This is a genomic window from Actinoplanes teichomyceticus ATCC 31121 (genome assembly GCF_003711105.1).
Lineage (GTDB): Bacteria > Actinomycetota > Actinomycetes > Mycobacteriales > Micromonosporaceae > Actinoplanes > Actinoplanes teichomyceticus.
Window position 1 is genome coordinate 6444547 of record NZ_CP023865.1, and the last position, 24472, is coordinate 6469018.

Annotated in this window: 16 protein-coding genes, 1 pseudogene and 2 CRISPR repeat arrays; of the genes and pseudogenes, 6 read left to right on the forward strand and 11 right to left on the reverse strand. The window is 68.6% G+C overall.

Going from position 1 to position 24472, the window contains the following annotated elements:
* Positions 1-50 precede the first annotated feature (50 nt).
* Positions 51-410: a winged helix-turn-helix transcriptional regulator gene (locus tag ACTEI_RS28285; RefSeq protein ID WP_203723797.1), complete on the forward strand. Its 360-nt coding sequence runs from the start codon at positions 51-53 to the stop codon at positions 408-410.
* Between the two features lie 287 nt (positions 411-697).
* Here ACTEI_RS28285 and ACTEI_RS39445 read toward each other — a convergent pair.
* The 11 genes and pseudogenes from ACTEI_RS39445 to ACTEI_RS28340 all read right to left on the reverse strand — a co-directional run.
* A pseudogene (locus tag ACTEI_RS39445) lies at positions 698-856 on the reverse strand (IS1380 family transposase); the annotation flags it as partial.
* A gap of 1775 nt (positions 857-2631) precedes the next feature.
* Positions 2632-4553: direct repeats of the CRISPR family, unit length 29 nt; unit sequence GGGACCACCCCCGCGTGCGCGGGGAGCAC.
* A gap of 25 nt (positions 4554-4578) precedes the next feature.
* Complete coding sequence (cas2e, locus tag ACTEI_RS28295) at positions 4579-4971, reverse strand: type I-E CRISPR-associated endoribonuclease Cas2e (protein WP_122980444.1); 393 nt, start codon at positions 4969-4971, stop codon at positions 4579-4581.
* Positions 4971-5930 carry a type I-E CRISPR-associated endonuclease Cas1e gene (gene cas1e / locus ACTEI_RS28300; protein ID WP_122980445.1) on the reverse strand — a complete coding sequence of 320 codons (960 nt, stop codon included), beginning with the start codon at positions 5928-5930 and terminating at the stop codon, positions 4971-4973. The genes cas2e and cas1e overlap by 1 nt, the downstream gene beginning before the upstream one ends.
* Positions 5927-6601 (reverse strand): type I-E CRISPR-associated protein Cas6/Cse3/CasE, encoded by a 675-nt coding sequence (gene cas6e, locus ACTEI_RS28305; RefSeq protein WP_122980446.1) that lies wholly within the window; start codon positions 6599-6601, stop codon positions 5927-5929. Before cas6e ends, cas1e begins: the two co-directional genes overlap by 4 nt.
* Positions 6592-7305: a type I-E CRISPR-associated protein Cas5/CasD gene (gene cas5e, locus ACTEI_RS28310; RefSeq protein WP_122980447.1), complete on the reverse strand. Its 714-nt coding sequence runs from the start codon at positions 7303-7305 to the stop codon at positions 6592-6594. The genes cas6e and cas5e overlap by 10 nt, the downstream gene beginning before the upstream one ends.
* Complete coding sequence (gene cas7e / locus ACTEI_RS28315) at positions 7302-8420, reverse strand: type I-E CRISPR-associated protein Cas7/Cse4/CasC (protein WP_122980448.1); 1119 nt, start codon at positions 8418-8420, stop codon at positions 7302-7304. The genes cas5e and cas7e overlap by 4 nt, the downstream gene beginning before the upstream one ends.
* A gap of 2 nt (positions 8421-8422) precedes the next feature.
* Positions 8423-9070, reverse strand: a complete 648-nt coding sequence (gene casB / locus ACTEI_RS28320; RefSeq protein WP_122980449.1) for a type I-E CRISPR-associated protein Cse2/CasB — start codon at positions 9068-9070, stop codon at positions 8423-8425.
* The gene (gene casA / locus ACTEI_RS28325) at positions 9067-10737 is read right to left on the reverse strand and encodes a type I-E CRISPR-associated protein Cse1/CasA (protein ID WP_122980450.1); all 1671 of its coding nucleotides are present in this window, start codon (positions 10735-10737) and stop codon (positions 9067-9069) included. Before casA ends, casB begins: the two co-directional genes overlap by 4 nt.
* Positions 10738-10940: 203 nt before the next feature.
* The gene (gene cas3, locus ACTEI_RS28330; RefSeq protein ID WP_164466154.1) at positions 10941-13805 is read right to left on the reverse strand and encodes a CRISPR-associated helicase Cas3'; all 2865 of its coding nucleotides are present in this window, start codon (positions 13803-13805) and stop codon (positions 10941-10943) included.
* A 250-nt stretch (positions 13806-14055) separates the two neighbouring features.
* Positions 14056-17201: a CRISPR direct-repeat array (repeat unit 29 nt; unit sequence GTGCTCCCCGCGCACGCGGGGGTGGTCCC).
* A 206-nt stretch (positions 17202-17407) separates the two neighbouring features.
* Positions 17408-18286, reverse strand: a complete 879-nt coding sequence (locus ACTEI_RS28335; RefSeq protein ID WP_122982459.1) for a phosphotransferase enzyme family protein — start codon at positions 18284-18286, stop codon at positions 17408-17410.
* A gap of 8 nt (positions 18287-18294) precedes the next feature.
* Positions 18295-19791 carry an NsdA family TPR-like regulatory protein gene (locus ACTEI_RS28340; protein ID WP_122980451.1) on the reverse strand — a complete coding sequence of 499 codons (1497 nt, stop codon included), beginning with the start codon at positions 19789-19791 and terminating at the stop codon, positions 18295-18297.
* A 1000-nt stretch (positions 19792-20791) separates the two neighbouring features.
* On the opposite strand from ACTEI_RS28340, the gene ACTEI_RS28345 reads away from it, so the two are divergent.
* From ACTEI_RS28345 to ACTEI_RS28365, 5 genes are all read left to right on the forward strand, one after another.
* Positions 20792-21538, forward strand: a complete 747-nt coding sequence (locus ACTEI_RS28345) for a hypothetical protein (protein ID WP_122980452.1) — start codon at positions 20792-20794, stop codon at positions 21536-21538.
* 92 nt (positions 21539-21630) lie between these two features.
* A complete protein-coding gene (locus tag ACTEI_RS28350) occupies positions 21631-21906 on the forward strand; it encodes a hypothetical protein (protein ID WP_145830982.1) in 276 nt (91 codons plus the stop codon).
* Positions 21903-22613 (forward strand): hypothetical protein, encoded by a 711-nt coding sequence (locus ACTEI_RS28355; protein ID WP_122980454.1) that lies wholly within the window; start codon positions 21903-21905, stop codon positions 22611-22613. Before ACTEI_RS28350 ends, ACTEI_RS28355 begins: the two co-directional genes overlap by 4 nt.
* Positions 22610-23404, forward strand: a complete 795-nt coding sequence (locus ACTEI_RS28360) for an SAM-dependent methyltransferase (protein ID WP_122980455.1) — start codon at positions 22610-22612, stop codon at positions 23402-23404. Before ACTEI_RS28355 ends, ACTEI_RS28360 begins: the two co-directional genes overlap by 4 nt.
* A complete protein-coding gene (locus ACTEI_RS28365) occupies positions 23405-24250 on the forward strand; it encodes a hypothetical protein (RefSeq protein ID WP_122980456.1) in 846 nt (281 codons plus the stop codon).
* The last annotated feature ends 222 nt before the right edge of the window (positions 24251-24472 follow it).

Below are 24472 nucleotides of genomic sequence, written 5' to 3' on the forward strand. Positions count from 1 at the left end.
CCGCGCGACGCTACGGAGCCGATAGGAACCCGCTGGTACCTTTCACCCTTGTGTACCATGCCCCGGGCCCGGTCTTCCTCGCTGACTGCCCCGCCCGCCTGGCCATCGAGATCATCGCCGAGAAGTGGGCGGTGATCGTGCTGTTCGCGCTCAGCCTGCAACCTCAGCGCCCCGGCGACCTGGCCCAACTCATCGGCGGCATCTCCCACAAGGTCCTCACCCAGACCCTGCGCCGCCTGCAGGCATACGGCCTGGTCGCGCGCCACGCCTACGCCGAGGCACCCCCACGCGTCGAGTACAGCCTCACCCCACTCGGGCAGACCCTGGTCGAGCCGATCAAGGTCCTGACCGACTGGGCCCGAGACAACGGCGAAGCCATCGTCGACTTCCAGGAACGGGACAAGCCCTGAACTGACTCCGCCCACCGAGAGGCGGGGGCGACGCCGCCGGCCGAGCGCCTCGGGATTCGCCGCCGACAAGGCGCGTCGTCGGCCGCAACCCTCGGGGAGCGTCCTGCGCAGACCGTCGCCGGCCGCATCTTCAGCACGGGCCAGCAAGAACATGCCCTCCCAGGCGCTCTGATCGATCGCGCTGGCGATGGCTGGCGTGTCCTGGGCAGGGTGAGGGGCCGCCTGTCGCGGCAGGGGTGGTCTCCTCGGGTTCTCCGGTGGTGAGGTCGGGGCTGAGTGGAGTCAGCCGGGTGCCGGATCGCGGTGATCCGGGTGAACGCCGCGGGAGGTCGGGCGGCCCAGGGCCAGCTGGCGGGGATGGGTAGCCGGCGGCGGCGTTGGCCGTGGGTCAGGCGGGCGGCGGTGTGCAGAACCCGAATCGGCGCAGCCTTGGCGAGGTCACCGTCGCGTGGGTCCACCCCGGCGTCCGGGGGATGGACAGCCACGTCAGCCCCGTCGCCGAGCAACGCCTCGTCGATTGCCTGCACCACGCCGGGAGAACACCGGCGACCCGTAATCCGGTCGAGGACCACTGTCCCGACACGGTGGCGGTCACGGGGGGAACGCACAAATCACGATCAGGAGAGGTCACCCGCAATCAGACAACCGGCCCTGCGCCCCGAACCATGGCAAAACACCCGCCGTCATGATCTATGACGGCGGGTGTTTACAGCTGAATGACTATGTGGGCGATACTGGGATCGAACCAGTGACCTCTCCGGTGTGAACGTAGTCCGATCAAGCCACTGACCAGGAACAACGCAAATCAGGCCTGGTCAGACGATGCCACCCGACGCTACTGAACGCTGTTCGACGCCGCCTAGCACTGCCAGTAACCACCCCACCTGCTCCCCACCGATCACCCGGATTGGGGAGCAGCGCCGCACGACCCCCACCAGAAACGCGGAATTCATCGCCACGGTGCTCCCCACAACCAACAAGAACAGATACTGAGCAGCACAAACACGCTCACCGGGAAGACCTCCGCTGCTCCCCCACCGGCGACACCTCGGCCGATGCCCGACGGCCAGCCGAACCGGGAAGGCCTGCTCCCCGCAGAACCTCGGCAAGACACCTCGTGGGGAGCAGCGCGGAGGCACAAGACCGCCGAAAGACAGTCCAGACAAGGCCTCCTTACTACCGCGCTGCTCCCTCATCAGCGGAACACCGCCAGACTCACAGTCACCGACCGTAGTCGAGATGGATTGCCCGATCCATGATCGAGTTTACGGATCTGCCCAGTGAGGGCCTTCCATCATGCTGATGAGCGGCAGCCGACTAATGACCTCCCGAAACTGTCACTGCCTGCTCGTCATTAATGGGGACCGCCCCCGCGTGCCCGGGGAGCACTACCAGGACATGGACATCGTCCCGTCCCCCTTGGGACCACCCCGCGTGCGCGGGGAGCACGACTGGCTCGGCGGCCCGGGTGCCGGCGCGGAGGGACCACCCCCGCGTTCGCGGGGAGCACCGGGGGCCCAGGGCATGTCTAGCTGTCCGCGGCCGGCCCGGGACCACCCCCCGCGTACGCGGGGAGCACATGGAGATCGTGCCGTCGCCGCTGCTGCGCCAGGGACCACCCCCGCGTGCGCGGGGAGCACGGTGACCCGTACCACCCGGCCGCCGCGTTGACGGGACCACCCCCGCGTGCGCGGGGAGCACGCGGCTTCCCCGGCTGCGTTGCGCTGCACGACGGGACCACCCCCGCGTGCACGGGGAGCACCTGAAAAGTCGCGCCGTTCGGGACGCTGATCGGGGACCACCCCCGCGTGCGCGGGGAGCACCAGATTCATCAGCCCATGACCTTCTGGATGTCGGGACCACCCCCGCGTGCGCGGGGAGCACCCGAGCACGCCGCCGATGATGAGCCACTTGTAGGGACCACCCCCGCGTGCGCGGGGTGCACCGACGAGGAGCAGTAGGCAACCCTCGGCCGGCGGGACCACCCCCGCGTGCGCGGGGAGCACAGCTGGGCGTACAGAGTGTTCGCCGTCTTCGGGGGACCACCCCCGCGTGCGCGGGGAGCACGACCGCGATGGCCGACCCGGAGCTGGCGGCGCAGGGACCACCCCCGCGTGCGCGGGGAGCACGACCGCGGCCCGGGGTTGGCGTGTGGCATTGCGGGACCACCCCGCGTGCGCAGGGAGCACTTTTCGCGATCTCGGCGGTGCTAGCCCACCTGGGGACCACCCCCGCGTGCGCGGGGAGCACAAGTCCTGGTCATCGCTGCGTCTCGTCGCACGAGGACCACCCCCGCGTGCGCGGGGAGCACATCGGGGCCCGGCCGTGGCGTGCCCGGTACGCGGGACCACCCCCGCGTGCGCGGGGAGCACCCGCGCCGCAACGCCCCCCGGTTCGCCCGCCCGGGACCACCCCCGCGTGCGCGGGGAGCACAGGCGTGTCGTTCGGGTAAGGGTCGAACGTCAGGGACCACCCCCGCGTGCGCGGGGAGCACGTGTAGTCCGACCGGTTCCAGTACTGCGTGGTGGGACCACCCCCGCGTGCGCGGGGAGCACGCGTTCCGGACGGTCGGGGACCTGGCCGACGCGGGACCACCCCCGCGTGCGCGGGGAGCACATGTGAGCCTCGAACTCACCCATCGCGTCCTTGGGACCACCCCCGCGTGCGCGGGGAGCACTCGGACCGTCGGGGGCTTTCTGATCGGTCATCGGGACCACCCCCGCGTGCGCGGGGAGCACGGCTGTCCCAGGAGATCCGCACCCAGGCAATGGGGACCACCCCCGCGTGCGCGGGGAGCACTATGAGGGCCTGGAGGCGTACGTCCAGGCCCAGGGACCACCCCCGCGTGCGCGGGGAGCACACGACAACACGGCTTCCACCGGCCCGCGGAACGGGACCACCCCCGCGTGCGCGGGGAGCACTCTCGACCACCGCGGCGGCCGCCGCTTGGCGCCGGGACCACCCCCGCGTGCGCGGGGAGCACCTGCAGCAACTCCCGCCCGGCCGGGCCTGGCTGGGACCACCCCCGCGTGCGCGGGGAGCACCCCGGCCCGCACTAGAGCGTCCGTCAGCACCAGGGACCACCCCCGCGTGCGCGGGGAGCACCACCGGGTGAACGCAGCGAGGGTGTCGCCCGGGGGACCACCCCCGCGTGCGCGGGGAGCACTGCTCGTACCGCTTCGCTGCCGCCTCGAACGGGGGACCACCCCCGCGTGCGCGGGGAGCACGTCCCCGCCGCCCGGCTCGGCGCGAGCTTTTTGGGACCACCCCCGCGTGCGCGGGGAGCACTACCTCGGACCGTGCGGAGCCGACCTCAGCCTGGGACCACCCCCGCGTGCGCGGGGAGCACGTGCCCGCGATGTTGCGCGCGACGCCCCGGTCGGGACCACCCCCGCGTGCGCGGGGAGCACGACCACTTCCAGCCGGCCAGCTTCTCCTTCAGGGGACCACCCCCGCGTGCGCGGGGAGCACGACCACTCCGTGATCCGCTCGGCGAGCGTGCCGGGACCACCCCCGCGTGCGCGGGGAGCACCTTATCTAGAACGTGGCACGCCACACGTCGCTGGGACCACCCCCGCGTGCGCGGGGAGCACAGCTCCGCGCCGACCAGGTGCGAGAAGTCCCGGGGACCACCCCCGCGTGCGCGGGGAGCACTTGTCCAGGAACTCCCGTGCCGCGTCTGCGCTGGGACCACCCCCGCGTGCGCGGGGAGCACCACGGCCCCGAGTTGCAGACGTACGGCGTCTTGGGACCACCCCCGCGTGCGCGGGGAGCACCACGGCCCCGAGTTGCAGACGTACGGCGTCTTGGGACCACCCCCGCGTGCGCGGGGAGCACCCGAAGTCCATGTCGGCGTCCTGGTCAAGAAGGGGACCACCCCCGCGTGCGCGGGGAGCACATCGACGCCATACACAAGGCCCTCGCCGAGCCGGGACCACCCCCGCGTGCGCGGGGAGCACGCCGGGCCCGTCGGCCGGCGCACGATGCGCCGGGGACCACCCCCGCGTGCGCGGGGAGCACCAGCCGGGCCTTCAGCTCGGTCGGGACGGTGAAGGGACCACCCCCGCGTGCGCGGGGAGCACCGGGCCACCGTGACGCCCAGCTGCGCGCTGTCGGGACCACCCCCGCGTGCGCGGGGAGCACACTTCCTGACCTGGGATTCTATAGGTCAACTTGGCGGAATTTGTTCAGTCCGTGTGGTGGAGGTGTTCGGGGATCGGCGTGCGAAGCGTCGCCGTTTACTAGCGCTGCTCCATCCTTGGGGGGCTGCTGGGTTGTAGGTGCTACGTTGGGTCGGACGTCGCATCAGGGTGATGCCGTCGAAGTCGACCGGCTCCCAGTCGTGATCGTGCGTTTCGAAGGTCAGTCGTTGCTCGCCGGGCTGCTGGTAGACCAGTAGCGCTCGACCGGGTCCGGACAGTTCGATGACGCGGTGCCAAAGTCGTCGGCGGATGCGTGGATTGACGTGGCCGATGTATACGCCGGCGGAAATCTCGAGTAACCATTGGGTCAGGTGCCCGCGCAGGCCGGGCGGGCACGAGGTCAAGATGATGACGGTCATCAGAAATCGACCTCGTACTCGGACCCGTGGTTGAAGCCAGCCGGTATGTCGGCTCCACTTTCGTCCCAGAGGTTGACCTCGTCGGCGTCTAGCCAGTCTTCCTCGATGGCGCCTGACTGCGGGGTGAGCAGGAGGGCGCGGATGTCGCGTACGCAACGGTCGAGGATGGCGCCGTCGTGGACGCGGTCACGTACGGCCCTGCGGGTGTCCGCGCCGATGTCGGTGGAGTCACTGGCGGCGATGTCGAAGGCTACGGGAATGGTGACCTCGGCCTTGTAAAGGTCTGCTATGTCATAGACGAAGGATCTTTCGTGGCCTGTGTGGACAAATCCGAGACCTGGGGAGGCGCCGATGGCGACGATTGCGGCGTGCACGACGCCGTACAGGCAGGCGTGTGCAGCGGAGAGTGCCTGATTGATGCGGTCGCCGCTGGCGAAGTCGTCCGGGTTGTAGTCACGTTGGTTCCAGGGCACTCCGGTTCGTTTGGAGTGCTCCCTGTAGCAGCGGCGGACTCGGGCGCCTTCCTTGCCTCGTAGTTGTTGCATGGTTAAACGTGCTGTGTCTTCGCCGGGGAACCGCATGCTGTACATGGTTCGGGCGACATTGAGCCTGCGTGTCCGGTCGGAGACGGCAGCCGCCTGGGCGATGAGCAGGCGACTGGATCGGGCGAGAGAGCGGCCGTGAGCGTAGTAGCGCACGCCTCGTTCGCCGACCCAGATGGCCGTCGCCCCGTTGTCTGCGATCAGAGTCATGGCTTGGTGAGTGATCGATGTCCCCGGCCCGAGCAAGAGAACGCTCAGGGTGGCCGCCGGGATGTGAACGACTCCTTTGTCGTCGGCGGCGGTGATGGCGTTCGCGTCTCGGTGGATGACGCATCGTTCCAGGTAGAGGAAACTGATGCGGTCCTGCGCCCGGGTGAGCTCGGGAAGCTGTGGTGGCGGCACGCCGGGGATGTTCATGGCCGGCCCGTTGGTGCGAGGGTAAGCAGGCCGCATCCGTAGGCGCGAGCGTGGCCGATGCCGCGCGTCAGCGCGGCGCGAAAGCCGTCGACGTCCTGAATTGTCAGTACGCCGTCGTACGTGGCGGTGACCAGGCTGACGGGCCGTTCGCCGCGTCGGCGGGTGAAGCGCAGCGATTGGCGTTGGTGCAGCAGGAGGTTGGGCTGGCCGTCGGGCTGGTCGGCGATGATGAATCCGTTGCGTTCGGTGCGCTCCCGCAGCCATCGGGTTTGCTGGTCGGCGGTGAGGTGGCCGTACCGCTGGGTGTCGTCTCCGTCCTTGCGTCGTCCGCTGCGTACGGGGTTGGCGGTCAGGCGGAAGGCCCACTGCTGACCGTTTTGCAGCGTGTCGAGGAAGGGCTGGTAGGGGCGGGTGAGCCATGTGTCGATGGTGGGCCAGCCGGCCTGCTCGACCAGGTGGGTGAGGTCAGGTTGGCCGGGGCTGACGATGTACAGGGTGATCTGCCGGTCGGTGCTCTGGTCGAGGCGCCATAGTGTGCGTGCGTCGGATCGGGTGTGGTCTTCCGGGTGAGGGAAGCCGGCCAGGACTGCCGCGTGCATGGCCTGCGGTGAAGTGAGCAGCTTGCGGGCGTCGCGGCGGGCGGGGTTGATGCGGAAGCGGGTCAGGTACATGACCATCCCTCGAGGGCGTCCATCGGATCGTGGTCGGTGATTGGCCGGAAGAGCGGGTTATTGACGTCGGTGTGTTCGCGTACGACGGATCGCCAACCGTGCTGGCGGTGGGTGGGGTCGTAGCTGACGGGTTCGTCTGGTGTGGTTTCGGTGATCGGGTCGCCGTCGTGCGCGTCGCGCAGGATTTCCAGCCGTACGGTGCGCTGGCTTTTGTGTTCGCGCTGGTGCCAGGCTGATGCCTGCCAATTCCAGGTGGCGAGCCGTTCGGTGAGCTCGCCGTCGTGGACGCCGAGGCTGACCACACCGGCTGGCGGGCATGAGCGGCGGCCCAGGAAGATGGGGAAGTGGGGGTGGGTGAGCGCGTCGTGGAGCCCATCCAGCAGTGCCCGGCCGCCGCTGACTGCGGCCAGGAATACGGCGTCGGCCAGGTAGTAGCGGTAGGTCAGCGGCATGCTGGTGCGTCCGTCGAGTGTGCGGGCTACCTGGAAGTCGCGGATGACCTGGCCGGGCTGGTCGATACGGACACCGAAGCTAACCTCGAGCAGTTCGGTCAGCGGGTCGGTACGGCGTATGCCGCGGGCCGCGGCAAGCATGCCGATGACACCGCTTTTGGTGGGTGCGGCCTCGGTGTGTCGGTGCACGAAGCGGCTGCGGGTCCCCCAAGCCTGCAACGGCCCCGCCAGCCGCATCAGCAGCACGCTCACGGTCGTCCGCCGATCCGTTCGGCTACCTTGCTCGCGACGGCCTCGGCCAGCCCTGGCAGTGGGAGCACGGTGCCGAGGGTGGCGAGGGGTGCGGTGCGGGGACCGACGTGGGTGACCCATGCCTCGACTGGTTCGTCGCCGTAGGCTTGGTGCACTTGGGTCGTGTAGTCGGCCAGCGCTTGCGCCGCGAGGCCTACTCGGCCGGCGGTGTCGGTCTGGTCACCAACCGGTTCCTCGAACGCGCCGACCAGATTGATCGACCGGGTGTCGCGTAGCTGGACTACTACCGCGTCGGGGCGGGTTCCGTTGGCGAAGGTGTTCTGCTTGCCGGTCGGCATGCTGAGAGCGAAAGCGAGAAGGAACGCTTGTACCGCGTTCTTGGTGGCGGCCGGGTCGCCGAGGGTTTCCTGGAGGCGGTCGACGTCGATGGTCGCGTATCGGTAGAGGGTGGAGGAGTTGAATTCGATGGAGCCGATCATGCCGGCTCCGGTTTCTTGGATGTCGTGCTTGCGGTCGTCGACAGCGGTGAAGTAATCGAACTCGTTGCTCACGCCGTGCACGCTGATGGCGTGCGCGACCTGTACGGCCGCGTCGACGTTGATGTCGCTGACGTCGGCGACCATGCGGCCGAACATGGCGATGTCCACCGAGTGCTCGCGGTTGGCGGCGTCCTTGGCCGCTTTGCCCTCGGGTGCTTTGCCGGCACGGGCGCTGTCCACGGCGAGTTCGGCGAGGCGCTGCTGTTGACGGTGGCTGAGGAACAGTAGGTATTCCGACTCGGCTTGGGTCCCGTTCTTGGGTTCCTTCTTGGCCAGCCCGGCTGCTTTGAGCACGTCGAAGGCGAGCGTGGCGGCCTCGTCCTTGAGAGCCGGGTCGAGGTTGGTGATGCGCGCGGCGATGGCTTCGCCGACGCGCTTGGTGCGTTCGCCGAGTTGTTCGTCGTCGAGGTGATCTTCGAAGGCCAGTCGGACGGCACGTTTCCAGGCTTGGCTGGAGACGCGTGCTCGGCGCACGCCACCGTAGACGGCGGTCTTGGGCGAGCCCGCGTCGTCCCGGTTGAGGTTGCTCGGGGGGACGGTGTGCAGGATGTGGACGTCGATGATTGTACGAGTCATGGTCACTCCTGGGAGTCGTCGCTGGTGGGTTGGGCGGTGAAGGTGCGGTAGAACTCGCGGCCCCATTGAGCTCGGACGCGGTCACGGCCGTCCGGCCATTGCAGTTGGACGAGGTCGTCGGCGAGGGCACCGTAGTCGAGCGGGATGCGGTGCTGCTTGAGCAGGGTGACCAGCCCGCGCACGTGGTAGATGACCGTGTCGTAGGTCATGGCGCTGCCAAGGGCGGAGAATCGGCGGCGTACCGCTTCCGGGCTGTCAGCTTTGCGGGCGAGGCTGCTGACGGCCGCGCCGAGGCCTATGCCGTCGACATGCATCGGGGCGCTGACTGACTGTTGGTGTCCGGCGTACAGGGTCAGCGCAGTGTGTTTGGCCCACTCCTGCCGGGTGGGTTCGTCGCCGGGTGGGAACTGGTGGAAGCGATCGGGAACGCGGGTTACGGTCAGCACGGTGTAGTCGGCGCCGGGGGGCTTGGTGGCCGCAGCACGTAGCCGGGCCATGGTGGCGACCGCGCTGCTCTCGCGGCTCTGTAGTAGGCGGGTTTGCAGGTCGGCGGTGGTGGCGGCTACGTGGTTGCCGAACGGTTGACGGCGCCGTGCCGGCGGTCGGCGACCACCAGCGGTGGGGGGTGGAGACGTGGCTTCGGCGGTCATGCTGATACCTCCTCGGTGTCGAGGGTCTGCGCGTCGCCGGTGCTCGGCCGGGCCAGCGGTAGATCATGGTTGAGCCGCCGCCGGAACCAGATCTCGGCCAGGGATGCGCAGATGAACTGTGGTTTGTCCCCACCGATCTCCCGCCCGGTCCAGGCCGCCGGCCCTGCCTGGCTGATCAGATCGGCTGCCAGGGTGCGTAGCCGATGTTGGACGGTGTCCTGCCAGTCGGCGCGGGCGGTGGCGATGTCGGTCTGCGGGCCGAGGCTGGCGAGCCAGCGACGGAACTGTTGATCCAGCACGGCAAAGGCTGCGTCGGCGGCACGCGAGCCGGCTTTTGCCGGGGCGTCACCCTTCGCGCCGGCGGCGCGAGCGAGGTTGGCTGCCAGCGTCCGTAGCGCTTTGACGCCAGATTCGGCGTCGGCGGCGCTGCTGATCACGAGAGTCCGCAGCCGGGCATCGGGGTGGAAAACCTGCACCGACATGATCAGCGCATCGTCGACGGTCTGGTCGATGACCGACTGCTGAGTCCCGTACACCGCGCCAACCGCGCGGACGGCGATCCGGGCATCAGCGGGTAGGTGTTCGTCGTAGCGCAGCCGGGCCAGCCAGTTGGTGACGGTCGGGGCCAGCTGCAGTGCGCCGGTCTTGCTCGTGCCGGTCGTCGCGGTCGGTAGCAGCGCCTCGAGACCGCGCCACAGGGCACGAGACGGGTCATGACGGATGGGCACGTACACCGGGGAACGTTTGAGTTTCTTCTCCCGGCTTTCGCTGCGACGCCAGCCGGTCAGCGGTTCCAGGTGGTGGCGGTCTGTGGCGTCCAGCGGGTCGCCATTGGCGATCAGCGCGCCAGTGATCGTCGCCGCGTCGCCGAAGAGCCGGATTCGCCGCGACTGCCAGGTGTAGAGACTCAACGGGCCGAAGGGGCCGCGCGTACGGACGTCTTCCTCCGCGGCGTTTAGCGGCTCACGTTCCCAGGCCGGTAGATCGTTATCGTTTCCTGCGAGGCCCAGGTAGTTCTGCGGGATGAGGTTGAGTAGCAGCGTTTCGCGCAGTGAATCTGCTTCGAGGAACAGTCCGCCAAGGTTGCCGCACCAGCCCGTGCCGATGGGGTATCCCTTGCCGCTCTTGACTCGGGGGTCACCGACCGCACCCGATTTGATGCCGGAGGTGTCGTATGCCTGGCAGTGCACCAGCCATCGCGCTGCTTCCGCAGGTGTAATCCTTGACAGGCCCGGTCCCACGCGTGAGGTCAGGTACGGTGTTCCGTTGGGCACGTCGGCGATCAGCTTCTGCAACCCGGCCGGCTCCTCTTTGGCTGTGCGCAGATCGGCTACCTGGTAAAAGGGCGTCACCGGGTGCAGCAGATCTAGCCGGTCCCGGAAATCGTCCAGGTAGTCGTCGATGTCGGCGGAAGGCAGGCTCGGCCGTTGCCAGAGCTGGCGCCACTCCCGCTCATCCGCCGGCCCCTCCAGCGAGCGATGCATGACCGCTAGCAATAGCCGTAGGATCGCAAAGGTCTGGGTTGGGAGGTCTCCGACGATCGCGCGTATCCGGCTGGCCTCGGCGAACAGCTGCTTCAGCGAGACCGTGTCCTGTCTGCCGGTGCGGTACAGCACCGCGAGCCAGGGCTCATCGATCAGAGGGAAGGTAGGCGGCGTGTCGGACATGTAGGACGACCTCCATCAAGGAGCTGCCGTAACGTGTGGTCGAACGTATTACTTCAGGGCCAATATCGGTAGCCCACCGTGAGGGTGGGGTGGCCCGGTATTGCTTCAGGCATCCACGTGCTCCCCGCGTAGGCGGGGGTTGAGCAGGCCAATCGATGTAGGTCCGGCGCGCCGCAACCGCGCACTGGTCCAACATGTCCCTCTTATGAGGGATCCCGTGCCACGCGCAGGCCGTCGAATCTGTCGTATGCCAAGGAGAAGCCGGCGATGTTCGCCGTCCCAGCCTCATCGAGCTCGAGGATCAGCTCGCCACCCAGCCAGGGGTTGTCCTTCCACGCGGGGTAGTAGGCGCGCCGCTCCAGCTCGTCAATGAGCCGGTCCATCTGCCCTGGCCCTGACGTCATCGCCGCGGGAAGCGACAGCGTGCAGGAAGCGACCGTACGTGCCAGCCAGGCTGGTGGGATCACGTCGGTAGGAACGAAAGCGCCGCCGTTTTCCGCCAGCCAGGACGGCGTCCGCAGCCCCTCACCGGTACGGACCAGGACCAGCACGTCGAGCGTCTCGGGCCCGTCGTCGCGAACGTGCGCGCGACCCCTCGCGTCGTCGGAGCCGCGTTCGGCGTCGCCGGTCTCACCGGCCAGCCACCCGCGCAGATCCGATCCCGCTGCCCCGACTTTGCCCAAACGATAGTCATTCGCGCGTTGCGTCCGCTTGGATTCCTTCTTCTCCGCGCGCTCGGCAGCCTCCTGCAGCCGAGCCTGCCACTGGCCTGGCCCGACCGGGCCACCGCCGTATGCGGCCTGCACGAGTGACGAGATGTCAGCGGGTAACTCGAGCACCCGGTCTTCAGCCAGGTACGGCCACAGGACGGCCGCGGCGCGCAACAGATTGGACTCCCCATACACCGCACGAGACCCACTGACCGGGGCTGGAGGTTGGGCGTCCCAGTCGGCGCCGGTGATTAGGCAGCGCGGTTGCGACAGCGGCGCCGGTCGGTTACGGCGATGCCGGTGCAGCCGGCCGATGCGTTGGAGGATCAGATCCACCGGCGCCAGGTCGGTGACGAGCACGTCGAAGTCGATGTCCAGCGACTGCTCGGCGACCTGGCTGGCGACCACGACGTGCCGGCCGGGGCGTTGCCTGCCCAGGCGAGCGAGGTGCTCAGGCGAACCGAACGCATCCACGAGCCAGCGGTCCTTGGCAGACCGGTCAGGTCCCATGAATCGTGAATGGGCGACCGACACCTCGAGTTCGTCGCCGAACTGTCGTCGCAGCTCGTCGGCCGTCTCCTGAACCCGGGTGACGGTGTTGCGCACCACCAGGGCGCAACCACCCTCGGCCAGCGCTTCTCGTAAGGTTTCGGCGAGAAGCACCAGGTCATCTCCGTGCCGCTCAACGGTGACACGCGCCGTTCGGCTGGAGGAGTCACACGCAACAGCCGTCGGCGCCCGGCCCACTCCGGAGAAGCTCAGCAGCGGATACCGCATATCCTCCTGCAGCGCCTGATAGGGCGACGGTTCACCGCTTCCCGTACGCCTACGGCGGCGCGGGCGCGGTTCCGATCCGAACCGACCGTTGTCGTACGCCTGCAGCATCTCGGCACGCCGACGCGCTGGCAGCGTCGCGGAAAGCACGACCACCGGCACTCCATAGGCACCCAGCCACTCCAGCGCCCGGTCAAGGTATTGGCTCATGTAAACGTCATAGGCATGTGCTTCGTCAATCACCACGACTTTGCCGGCCAGGCCGAGGTGCCGCAGGACCAGGTGCCGCTTTTTGAGCGCCGTGAACAGGAGCTGATCGATGGTGCCGATCACGAAGCCGGCAAGCATCGCCCGCTTGCGGCCCGCCAGCCATCGGTGTGCAGCCGCACTGGCCCCACCTTCGTCCATCCCGATCCCGCTTGGTAGCGGCGCTCTGAACAACGTAGTGAACTCAGTGTTGAGCCGGGCCTTGCCGTGAGCCAGCGCTACTCCATGCGCGCCGCGACCGATGTCGGCATCCGGTAAACGCCGGAGCCACCCCAACACCCGGGAAAACATGGCATCACTAGTCGCCCTGGTCGGCAGGGCGATGAAACACCCACCGGCACCACTACGCTCGGCCAAGACTTCCACAGCGGCCAGCGCCGCCTCAGTCTTGCCCTCCCCCATCGGCGCCTCAACGATCAACAACCCGGGAACGGGCATCTGCCGGGCAGCATCGACCACGGCCCGCTGCACCGGACGAGGGCGGGCACCCTCCGGCAACTCGAAACGCGTCGCGTACAGGACGTCAGCATCGGCTGGCGGAGAAACAGCGGACCAAGGACTAGGCAGATCCAAGGCCTCCCACGCTGCGGCAAGCCGGTCTGAGCCATTAAGGAACACCGGCTGGTACGGGAAGTACTCCTCGTTACTAGCGATCCAGTCCGCGACGATGACAATGCCGGTCAGCAACGCCTGCACCGGCGGAGAAAGGATCACATCACGCCACGCCTCCAAGCGACCCTGCGCGCCGAGCCGGACCGTCATCCACTCCAGCAATTCAGCGCGGACCTGCGGCCACGGGCTCTCAACCCCGACCAGATAGGGAGCATCCAGCACCCCTTGAATCTCCGAATCCGTTGGGGGGACACCGTGATGGCCACCAACGACAACAGCCAGCGGTATCGCCGCCGAACGATGCCACCCATACCGGTGAACCAGCCAGTCCGTCAGCACGACAAAGCCGGCGGTCGCATGCGGAGCACGACGACGGTCAGCCTCCACTTGGGAATCGAAACGGAAGCCTTGATAACGCATTCGCTCCCGCAGCGACGGCACCTGCCAGGCAAACGCCGGTGTGGCCTTGCCGATGTCGTGGACACCCGCCAACCATTGAACGAGAACCCGGCCATCCGCAGCACCTAAAGGCATCTCGTCGGCGATTCGCTGACGAACCGCCATGGGCAGCCACTCATCCCACAGCGACCCCGCAACCTCGGCCGCATCGGCAAGATGCCTCCACAACGGAAGCGGCTGCACCTGGTCCCCCGACTTACCCCAGACCGTCCGCGCTGCGGAACTCAATTCGGAAGCGATGTCCACGGCTGCGGATTCAAGCACGGAGGTATGACGGTTCCCCAGACGACCGAGGCGCGCCTTCTACCCGTATAAGCAAATAGTTACTTTCTGTCGGTATCGATACTTCTTCCAGGTGACGTAACATGCGTTGGTCTCAGGGGCAAGCTCGTCGGCGGTAGGAGGGAGGGGAGCCATCACGCCCTATGTCGCCTCTAACGGGAAACGAGTGAATAAAAACAACACTCAGGCACTACATTCCCGCAGGTCAGGAAGTGTGCTCCCCGCGCACGCGGGGGTGGTCCCGGGTAGACCCGCAGATGGTCACGATGAACAGAGTGCTCCCCGCGCACGCGGGGGTGGTCCCTGATCGAGGATGTTGCGGACGACGTGCAGCGCGTGCTCCCCGCGCACGCGGGGGTGGTCCCGCGGTCAGCACCAGCGGCGCCGGCCAGGCGAGGTGCTCCCCGCGCACGCGGGGGTGGTCCCAGGGCCAGGCACTCCACCGCCTCCGGTACCCAGTGCTCCCCGCGCACGCGGGGGTGGTCCCGCAGCAACGGCACCTACACGCTGGCCACCAAGGTGCTCCCCGCGCACGCGGGGGTGGTCCCTGCATCAGCGACACCGTCGGCGGCGTGCTCGGGTGCTCCCCGCGCACGCGGGGGTGGTCCCCCCGGCCACGGCGAGCTGTCCATCCGGGCGCTGGTGCTCCCCGCGCACGCGGGGGTGGTCCCAGCAGACCGTGGGCGGCCCTGGCTCGGGCGTACGTGCTCCCCGCGCACGCGGGGGTGGTCCCCCGTCCGCCAGGAAGTTGTGCGGATCGTCGGCGTGCTCCCCGCGCACGCGGGGGTGGTCCCCACGCCCTTGGGCGCCGGATCAGCTACAAGTAGTGCTCCCCGCGCACGCGGGGGTGGTCCCAGTGGCTTACGGTGGTCCCGGCCTACGGTTGTGTGCTCCCCGCGCACGCGGGGGTGGTCCCGCGGCAGCCAGTACGCCGATGAACGACATGATGTGCTCCCCGCGCACGCGGGGGTGGTCCCTGGCTCAGCAGGATGAACGGCTCGCAGCCAGAGTGCTCCCCGCGCACGCGGGGGTGGTCCCTGTTTGGGATCGTTGATCCGGATCTTCATGCGGTGCTCCCCGCGCACGCGGGGGTGGTCCCGAGCGGATCCTGTCCCCTAGAACACGGCAGTGGTGCTCCCCGCGCACGCGGGGGTGGTCCCAGGCTCGCCGCGGTGTGCTCCCGCGGCTGTGGGGTGCTCCCCGCGCACGCGGGGGTGGTCCCGGAGCGCTGATCGCGGTAGCAACGGAGGCGTAGTGCTCCCCGCGCACGCGGGGGTGGTCCCACCACGCTCAAGGACGTGCCCGGCGCGAACATGTGCTCCCCGCGCACGCGGGGGTGGTCCCGACGCGCCGAGCATCGCGGTCGGGATGATGCGGTGCTCCCCGCGCACGCGGGGGTGGTCCCTGAGAAACGGACGGGGCCGGCACGCCCATGCCGTGCTCCCCGCGCACGCGGGGGTGGTCCCCTGCCCTGTTCGCCGGGGTTGATGTTGAACCTGTGCTCCCCGCGCACGCGGGGGTGGTCCCGACGATGCGGACGCTGGCGAGTGGGAGGACGAGTGCTCCCCGCGCACGCGGGGGTGGTCCCGGCTGGTCGCGGACATGCAGCGCGATGCGGAGGTGCTCCCCGCGCACGCGGGGGTGGTCCCCGCATCCCTCACCTCGGAGGTGTACTAGTGGGGTGCTCCCCGCGCACGCGGGGGTGGTCCCCGGCCGGCGACGGCCCGCTCGTCGCGGGTTTCGTGCTCCCCGCGCACGCGGGGGTGGTCCCGTCCCGCGGGCAAGACGCCAGATGCCGGACGCGTGCTCCCCGCGCACGCGGGGGTGGTCCCAACCGCACGAACCCGAGGGCAAGGAATCCTTCGTGCTCCCCGCGCACGCGGGGGTGGTCCCGGGGTCGAGCAGGGTCGCCGGCCAGCGCACGAGTGCTCCCCGCGCACGCGGGGGTGGTCCCGTCCGAGCCAGCGCTCCCGCTCGGACCTGCCCGTGCTCCCCGCGCACGCGGGGGTGGTCCCGCGTTCGACTGCTCCGGGCTGATGCAGTGGATGTGCTCCCCGCGCACGCGGGGGTGGTCCCTACCCCGGGGCGTTCACCGGCGCCCTGCACGTGTGCTCCCCGCGCACGCGGGGGTGGTCCCTACGTCGCGGGCGTGGCGGGCTGGTCGATTGAGTGCTCCCCGCGCACGCGGGGGTGGTCCCGGACAGCAGCGCCGCGAGCAGAGCGGTGGTGCCGTGCTCCCCGCGCACGCGGGGGTGGTCCCGGCACCACCGTCGACCTGTCCGGGATCGGGCTGTGCTCCCCGCGCACGCGGGGGTGGTCCCACGCTGATCCTCGGCATCGTCGGTGCTGCAGGGTGCTCCCCGCGCACGCGGGGGTGGTCCCGGGCTTGGGCTGCGCGGGCAACCGAACCCCTGGTGCCCCCCCCGCGCACGCGGGGGTGGTCCCCTGTTCGATAAACCGAACAGTCAGGAGATCGTGCTCCCCGCGCACGCGGGGGTGGTCCCGCGGCCTTGTCGGTCACCGGGTTGTGGTAGGTGTGCTCCCCGCGCACGCGGGGGTGGTCCCCGGTGGTCGACGGCCTTACGGCCGGAGTGACAGTGCTCCCCGCGCACGCGGGGGTGGTCCCTCGACCCGGCGTCAGGCCCGGACGCCCCCCGTGTGCTCCCCGCGCACGCGGGGGTGGTCCCACGAGGTCGCCGGGGCGGGGGTCGGTGATGGGGTGCTCCCCGCGCACGCGGGGGTGGTCCCGGGGTCGACTTTGAAGGGTCGATGACCGGCAAGTGCTCCCCGCGCACGCGGGGGTGGTCCCGGGTTGGCCGCCGGGCAGTCCGGGCAGTCGTTGTGCTCCCCGCGCACGCGGGGGTGGTCCCCGGATGATCCGGAAGATCACCGATCCGCAGGGCGTGCTCCCCGCGCACGCGGGGGTGGTCCCGCCATGACGCGCCACCGGTACGACTGCCCGCCGGTGCTCCCCGCGCACGCGGGGGTGGTCCCACCCGTGACACCGCGCGCAGCTCGGCGATCACGTGCTCCCCGCGCACGCGGGGGTGGTCCCATCAAGCAGGACGCGAAGAAGCGGATCGGCTAGTGCTCCCCGCGCGCGCGGGGGTGGTCCCCCGGGCACCGTCACCGCGGTCGCGGCGCCGGCGTGCTCCCCGCGCACGCGGGGGTGGTCCCTGCGGGTCACCGGCGAGACTTTGAAACTCGTCGTGCTCCCCGCGCACGCGGGGGTGGTCCCAGCTCGGCATCGTCATGTCGGTGCTGGAGATCGTGCTCCCCGAGCACGCGGGGGTGGTCCCCACTGGTCGCGCACCCTCAACGGCGCCGGTCGGTGCTCCTCGCGCACGCGGGGGTGGTCCCCGGTACACCCGGGCGTGGCTCACGCCTCCGCCGTTTTTGGGCCACGACCGCCCGCCGGCCCCGGTGACCACGCCAGCCCCCGCGTCGACGCGTTCGGCACCACCACCGTCGCCATGTACCGCATCAGCGTCGACGCCGCCCTCGGCGACACCGGCACTGCCCTGCAGCACGCTGCCAGCGTCAACTCTGCTGCTCAATTTTTTTGGTCAGAGGATGGTCCACGCGGTGAGCTCGCGGCTCCCTCGCCGTAGGCCTGCAATACGGCGGTGCACCTCTGCCGCTGCCGGTGTGCCTGGCAAGGACTTGCGTGCATTGGTAGTAATCATCTGCAGCTCACGGAGCTGACACAGGTCCTCGAACTCAGCCCAGTGTCGAGGGTCCCAGCCGTAGGTTTGAACGAAGGCGTCGAATCCGTGATCATTGCCGAATCGGCGGCAGTGCACAGCTACCGTGGCGACATCCCAGACGCGGTCGCCGATGCGGGCGCCGTCCCAGTCCGCGAGTACCGCGGTTCCATCATGTCGACGCAACGCATTGCGGATCTGAGGGTCGGTCTGAATGAGGCCCCAGCCCAGCGGGGAGCGCACCGTGCGTAGCCTGCTGGTTAAGTCGTCTAGGCGCTCAGTCAGGAGAATTCTATCGTCTGCGGCAAGGATGGCCGATGCACTGATTGAGTGACGAATCCCGGGCATCGGATCCAGTTGGGGCATCGGCCAAGGGGGTAATTCCAGCGAGTGAAGGCGGCGAAGAAGTTCACCCAACTCACCGGTCTCCACCGGTCGGTCGATGGCCCCGTCGAGCCTTTCCCACACGGTGACGCCATAGCCCTCGACAGTCAGGGGCTGTTCGAAACCCGCAGCAAGGTGGACCGTCGGAAAGTCGGCCTTGGCGAGCCATTGCACGAGGTCGACGACCCTTCGTAGGGTATCCACGCCGATGGCAGGTGGCGCGATCTTGATAACGAGATCGTCGACGGCGTACACCGCGTTGGTGTGGTGGCGCAGAAGAACCGCATCATCCGCAGACCGGTCAACCAGACGGCAGACCTTGGCGAGCACCGGCCGAGTCCGCTGCTCCACGAACATGGACACCCCTACCCGTCGAGAGCGGCTCGACCCCCCGCCAACATACGGGTGCGCCGACGGCACTCACGAACATAGTCGTCAAGGTCCACCACCGGTCCACGGCGTTCGGCAGGTGGCACCGCCGAGACCACCTCGTGAGCTCGAGCTAAAACTATCTCGGTGCGTTGTCGTTCGGGCAGCATGGCAACTGCGTCGTGCGCCACTGTGGCAGCCTCATCCGCATGGGCGTTATCCGCCAGGCAACGCGCCCGATCGAGAAGGATCAATGCCGGGTCGATAGACGCTGTACTACTTGTCCGGTAGAGCGCCAGGGCCTCGTCCTGCAGCCGGTAGGCGGCCTCAGTGTCTCCCATCCAGGTAGCAGCCCCGGCGAGATAGAACAGGAACCGCTTAACGGGGAAGTGAAAAGCCGCGTCGCTGTTGTCTCCGCCGACCTCGTCGAACAGCGCGCGTGCCTGCTTCACTGCGTCGCGGGCGGACTCCGTGTCACCGATACGTGCCAATGCCCGTGCTCGGGAGGCAGCAGCCAACGCACTGGATCGACACGGTTTGGCAGATATCGATAGTGCCTCATCCGCGAGTTGCACCGTCTGCCTGGGGTCGCCGAAGTAGTACGGCAACATCGCGGCCTGGGCGCGAACAAGGACCCTGAGCGCCGGCCGCTCAGTGTCATCCGCGGCGAGCATCGCTGTTCGGTACCACAGCTGCGCATCGGTTGTCTGTCCGAGTCGCATGAGCGCATCGGCGCACAGTGTCGCCAGCAACGCTGCGCAATTGGACAACCGAGCCTGGACCGAGGCCGGCTGACGACGCCTGGATAGAGCCGTGACCTCAGCGCATTCGGTGGCGATCCTGGACAGCATGACTGTCGGCGGGGTCGCCGGGTAGTCGTTGACATGGCCTCGGGTTGATCTTTCGATCAGCTCTATCTGCCGCATCGAAACGCTGGAGGCTGCCAACGCCTCATCGAGTTGGCGACGTAGGCCGGCGAGCTCCGACAGGAGATGCTCGTCCGCGCTGGAATGGCCAGCTGGGGCCTCAGATCGCCGCGGCAAACGGGGCGCTGTCGAGCAGTCCCGTCCTGCTGCTTCAACGTCATCATCTGCTGTGATGCAGCGTCTCGGATCAGGGGTGCCTGCCCGAAGCTCTGAGAAGGCCGGCTCCCCGGCTTCCGTCCGGTCCCGAATCTGTGTTCGTACGACCTCCGTGCCCGCCCGCTGACCGCCTTCGTCACGAGAGCCGACCGGCATCGCAAACCAGAGCAATTCATCCGGGATGGTCAACAGTCGGGCCCAGAATTGGAGGCGGTCGATCTGCTTGTCGGAGGTGCTGGTCTCGTACCGGCTGATCTGAGCCTGGCTCATCCCTGCCCAACGGCCCACCACCTCCTGCGCAATAGGCATGCCGTGCTCGGGGTGACGACGGTATGCGGCAAGCACCCGGCCCATGTGCCGCTCAGTCACGGCCTTCTGGATGCTTGGATGCTGCCAGAAGTCGCCAGTCACCGACGGCGGCCCCTGCTGACGTCGCAACACCACCGGCAAGCACGCAGAGCACTGTCGAGCCGGGCTATCCGCCGCCAGGCGCGCTTTACACCGAGAACACTGGCCCCCTCTCGCGCGCATGATGTGACCCCTTTCTGGATGCTCGACACGGAGTACTCGCCAGATCAAGCGGAGGATACCGCTTATCATCGAGCATTATCGATTGAGTCAAGGGCTCCCTGCGGAGCTCCGCCGAAAGAGCCACTTCGTCCGGCCGTCGACACGGCGACAACCGCTTCCCCGCAAGTGCACTCCGGTGCAGGAGTCCTGGGCCCTCGGCTTCGCCCACATAGAACTGCCCATTAAAGCGTGCTTCTCTCCGAGCCGCCACTATTCCTATGAATAATGATTATGCATAACCGGTCATGGCGGGCCTCGCAGGCGGCGTCAATGATCGGAGACACCGACGATCGAATGCCACTCGCTGGCATCCCCGACCAGGCGATGGTGTTTAGCTTGTCGTCGCTGCGCGACTTTCGGCTGACGTGATCCGTACCCGAGCTCGTACCGCTACAGCAGCGAGCAAGGCTAGACGGCCCGTCACCATTTAAAACCGCACTCTGTCCGACACGTCAGCAGATCTTAGGGAGGTGGAGCTGGCGATGGCCGCCACTCGTCCGCATGAATCGCCTCTGCACGCCCCTCTCACTCTGCTGCGCGTCGCCCGCCCGCACGTCGGTGCCCCCGTGCTGACGAGCAGGCGGGGTAGCGCCCGATGGTGGCCGTTGCGGCGGCCGGCGCCGGGCGCTGTCCGGGTGGCGCTGCGACACGTCTTGAGCGTGCTCGGCGTGTCGCAGCGCCGCCTTCGACTCTCCCTGCTGCTGTGTGTCGATACGCAGACCGCGGTGGTGGGCGAGGTGGTGGCACCCGTTTCGGCGGGTGCCACCCATTCACCAGCCCAGACCGGCTCCCAGGCGCAGCATGTTGCGGTGCACGTTCACCGTCTGGCGCGGAGGCGATCGTGACCGCTGGAGAGACGGGCGCGGCGAGATTTGCCGAGCCGCTGTCACTGGAGGCGGTGCGGGAACGGGTGTGGAAGGAGCCGGCCGGCGCGGTGTTGCTGCTGCAACGTGAACCGTGGCAGCACGAGTACGCCGGGGGGCTGTGGTCGGCTCAGCCGGCCGCGGTCTGGTGCACCGTCCTCGCTGAGGCGTACCTGCGGGTCGACGCTGCCGAGGCGGCGTTCGATGCCGTTGATGATGCAATCGACCTGGTGAGCGGGCCGGCGGGGGCTGTCACCGACGACGTACGAACTGCACTGGTTCCGGTCGCGGCGGTATGGGCCGATCTCGGCGTCTACATCGGCGACGAGGACGCTGAGGCACGGTGCCACGTCTATGCACGCCTGGCCGAACGCGTCGACGACGAACGTCGCCTGCTTCTGGCCGGAGCTATACGCGCTATCGCGGTCTACCACCACGCCGACGGCGAGCGTGGCCGGCGGTGGCTTGAACGGGTCTTGACGCGCTATCAGCAGATCGCCGGTCACACCGACGCCGGCATCAGGATGCTCACGAGTGGGCTCGCGGCGATGGATGACGGGCTTACCCGCGGCGAGTACCGGCCCGGCTCGCGTGAGGCGTTCCGGATTCCGGTGCCGGGCGGCATGGTGCAGCCGGACGTCGCAGCCCCGCCCCATCACTACCTCGCCAGCCGGGTGCGGCTGCATCGGCCGTATCCGGCGGCCGGTGCAGGCGGTCGGACGTGATGAAACCCATGTCCGCGTACCAGCCGAGCGGGGGACGTGGCGGAACCGGCGCCGGTCAGCACTGCTCAATTCGACCACAACAGGGAGGCGTGGTGACCACGGAACCGGTGCCGCTGGACGAGGCGCTCGCCGACGTGCACGAGGGCGTGGTGGCCGTGGGAGCTTGGCTCACCGGCCAAGCCCGGGGTCAAGAGCCGGCGGGTACCCGGAGCCGGCACATCTGCAGACGGGGTTGTCCGGCTGAGCCGGGCCGGCAGGTCGCCGGGATCGCCATCTACGACGGTGGGTTGCGTGCCGCCCGCCGCGCCGAGCTGTCCGATATCGCATCAGGCGACGATGAATCGGTCGCCAAGGGGATCCGGTCATGATGGCGCTGCCCGAGCCGCCATCGGGTGTGACGATCCGTGACGCGACCCAGTGGGACGTGGCGCCTGTAGCGGGGATTCTGGCGTGTACCGTGCTGCCGACATCGATCGGGACGTGGCTGGAATCGGACCCGCTGGTTCGTGGCGGCCAGCTTCACGCCTTCTATCTCGACCGCGTCAGGGAAGCGCTGCGGCACGGCGCGGTACGGCTGGCTGACGTAGCCGGTGCGACGATCGGCGCGGCGGTGTGGCTGCCGTGCACCGACCCGGCTGCCGACGCTCCTATGGCCGTGGCGGGGGCTGGTGTCGCCCTGCGCATGAGCCAGATGGAAGCCGTTGTCTGGCGGCCGCACCTGTCGCAGCCGCATCTGCGCCTGGCCGGCCTGGGCGTGCTGCTACATCAACGGCATCACGGTGTCGCGACCGCCTTGCTGACAGAACACCTGCACGGCCTGTTGCATTCGGCTCGATGCCTCGCGGTCGAGGCGTCGCTCACGGGGTTGTGTGCCCGGTGCGGATACCGCCCGCACGGCGAGGCGGTGCGGCTGACGCCCGGGGGCGTGATCGTGCAGCCGATGCTGCGAGGTCCGGGCGGGCCCGTGGCTCGTGCCCGAAATTCGGCCGCGGCCCGGTATCCGAGCGGCCCAGCCCCGCACCGTGCTGCGTACGGTGCCGCGCCAGTACGTGAGGCGACCGGAGACAAGCCATGACCAGCGAGTTCGATCTCGACACGAGCGTGCCGCACTCCGCGCGCCTCTACAATTACTGGCTCGGCGGCAAGGACAACTTCGCCGTCGACCGCGCGGTCGGCGACGCGATGATTCGAGCCATCCCCGACCTGCAATACATGGCCGGGGAGAACCGCAAGTTCGTGCACCGCGCCGCCCGGGACCTCGTCGACCAGGAGGGCATCCGGCAGTTCCTGGACATTGGGACCGGCATCCCGACCTCTCCGAACCTGCACGAGGTGGCTCAGCGCATCGCCCCGCAGACCCGGGTGGTCTACGTCGACAACGACCCGCTCGTCCTCGTCCACGCCCGCGCTCTGATGGTCAGCACTGCCCAGGGCCTCAGCAGATGCTTGGCTGCCGACCTGCGTAAACCACGATCGATACTGGATGACCCGGTGCTGCTGGACACCGTGGACCTGTCCGAGCCTGTCGGTCTCACGTTGATGGCGATCCTGATGCTGATCGCCGACGAGGACGACCCGTGGGGCGCGGTGGCCGAGCTACGCGACGCGATGCCATCCGGCAGCTGTCTGGCGATCACTCATCCGTCGGCCGACTTCAACCCTGCCGAGATGGCCGCGGCGGTCAACGCCGCGACCGGTGCCGGGATGACTTTCGTACCCCGGTCGAAAGAGGCGGTCGCTAAATTTTTCGGTGACTGGCCGCTGCTGGAGCCAGGCCTGGTGCCGGTATCGGCTTGGCGCCCGGACACCTCGGTCAGCGACGCGCGGGCCGCCTACTACTGGGCCGGCGTGGCGAGGAAACCGTAGATGGATGCCTTGCCGGAAGGGCCGAACATGAATGCCGCCAATTCTGCCAACGACCCCGGCAGCTGGGCCGCGACGGACAGTGCCGCCGTCGCAACGGCGCCGGCTGCGACGGTGGCCTGTGCCGAATACCTCCTCGACGTCCGGCACGCCGACGACGCCGCATTTGCTCTCGTCGCGCCGCTGTTCGTCGGACTCGACCCGGCCAGCGTGCCACCGGACCTGGAGTTGGCCAGAGCCGCGCTGATCCACGTGGTCAGCAGCGCTGAGGGCCACGACGACTCAACGGATGTGGCGTGGGCGGTCTACGCCCATACAACGCATGTGCGGATGCTGGGGACCGATCACCGGCGGACACGGCGCGCCGCCACGACGCTCGCCGAGGTCTACGAGACCCGGGCCGAGGCCGATCTGGCTTCCTTCGAACGGGCCGCCGAGGTTTACCGGCAGCTGGTCAGCACCTGTGCGAGAGCTGGCAGCGAGGCGGAGACCGTTGAGGCCCGGATGGGGCGCGCGATCTGCTTGCATGCCGGCGGGCGGTGCGGTGATGCGATCAACCTCATGGACCAGATGTGGCGGAACTGGATCCGCACGCCGGATGCCAGCCCCAGCCGCGGCGCTGAGATTGCCGGCGCGTACTCCGCGATGCTGCGCCAGTGTCACCGCGTCGACGAAGCGATCGGCATCGAAGTCGAGGCGCTGGGTCTGCTCATCGGCGTATCCGGACCCGCTCAGCTGCTGTTCGACATCGCTGACCGCGCTCCTGCTCTGCAGGCGCACGTGCACGTGCCGAGCGCCGTCCGAAGCGCGTCTCTGAACTGTCTGCTCAAACTGCACAGGGTCTGGTAGCGGCCGTGGCCGGTGAGGTGAAGGGAGCCGGATGGGCGAATGCCGTCGCATTCGCGGGTCCCGCCGGGGTCTCGGAAAGGTGAAACGCCATGCAGCGTTGTGCGCCTTCGTCGTTGCCCGCGCTTCCGCATTCTATCCGAGGTGTGAAAGGGATGCCGATATGTTCGCCGTCAGCGACATCGATCGCCGCGTCGCGCTCGCGTGTGTCGCCGAAAGCCGGAG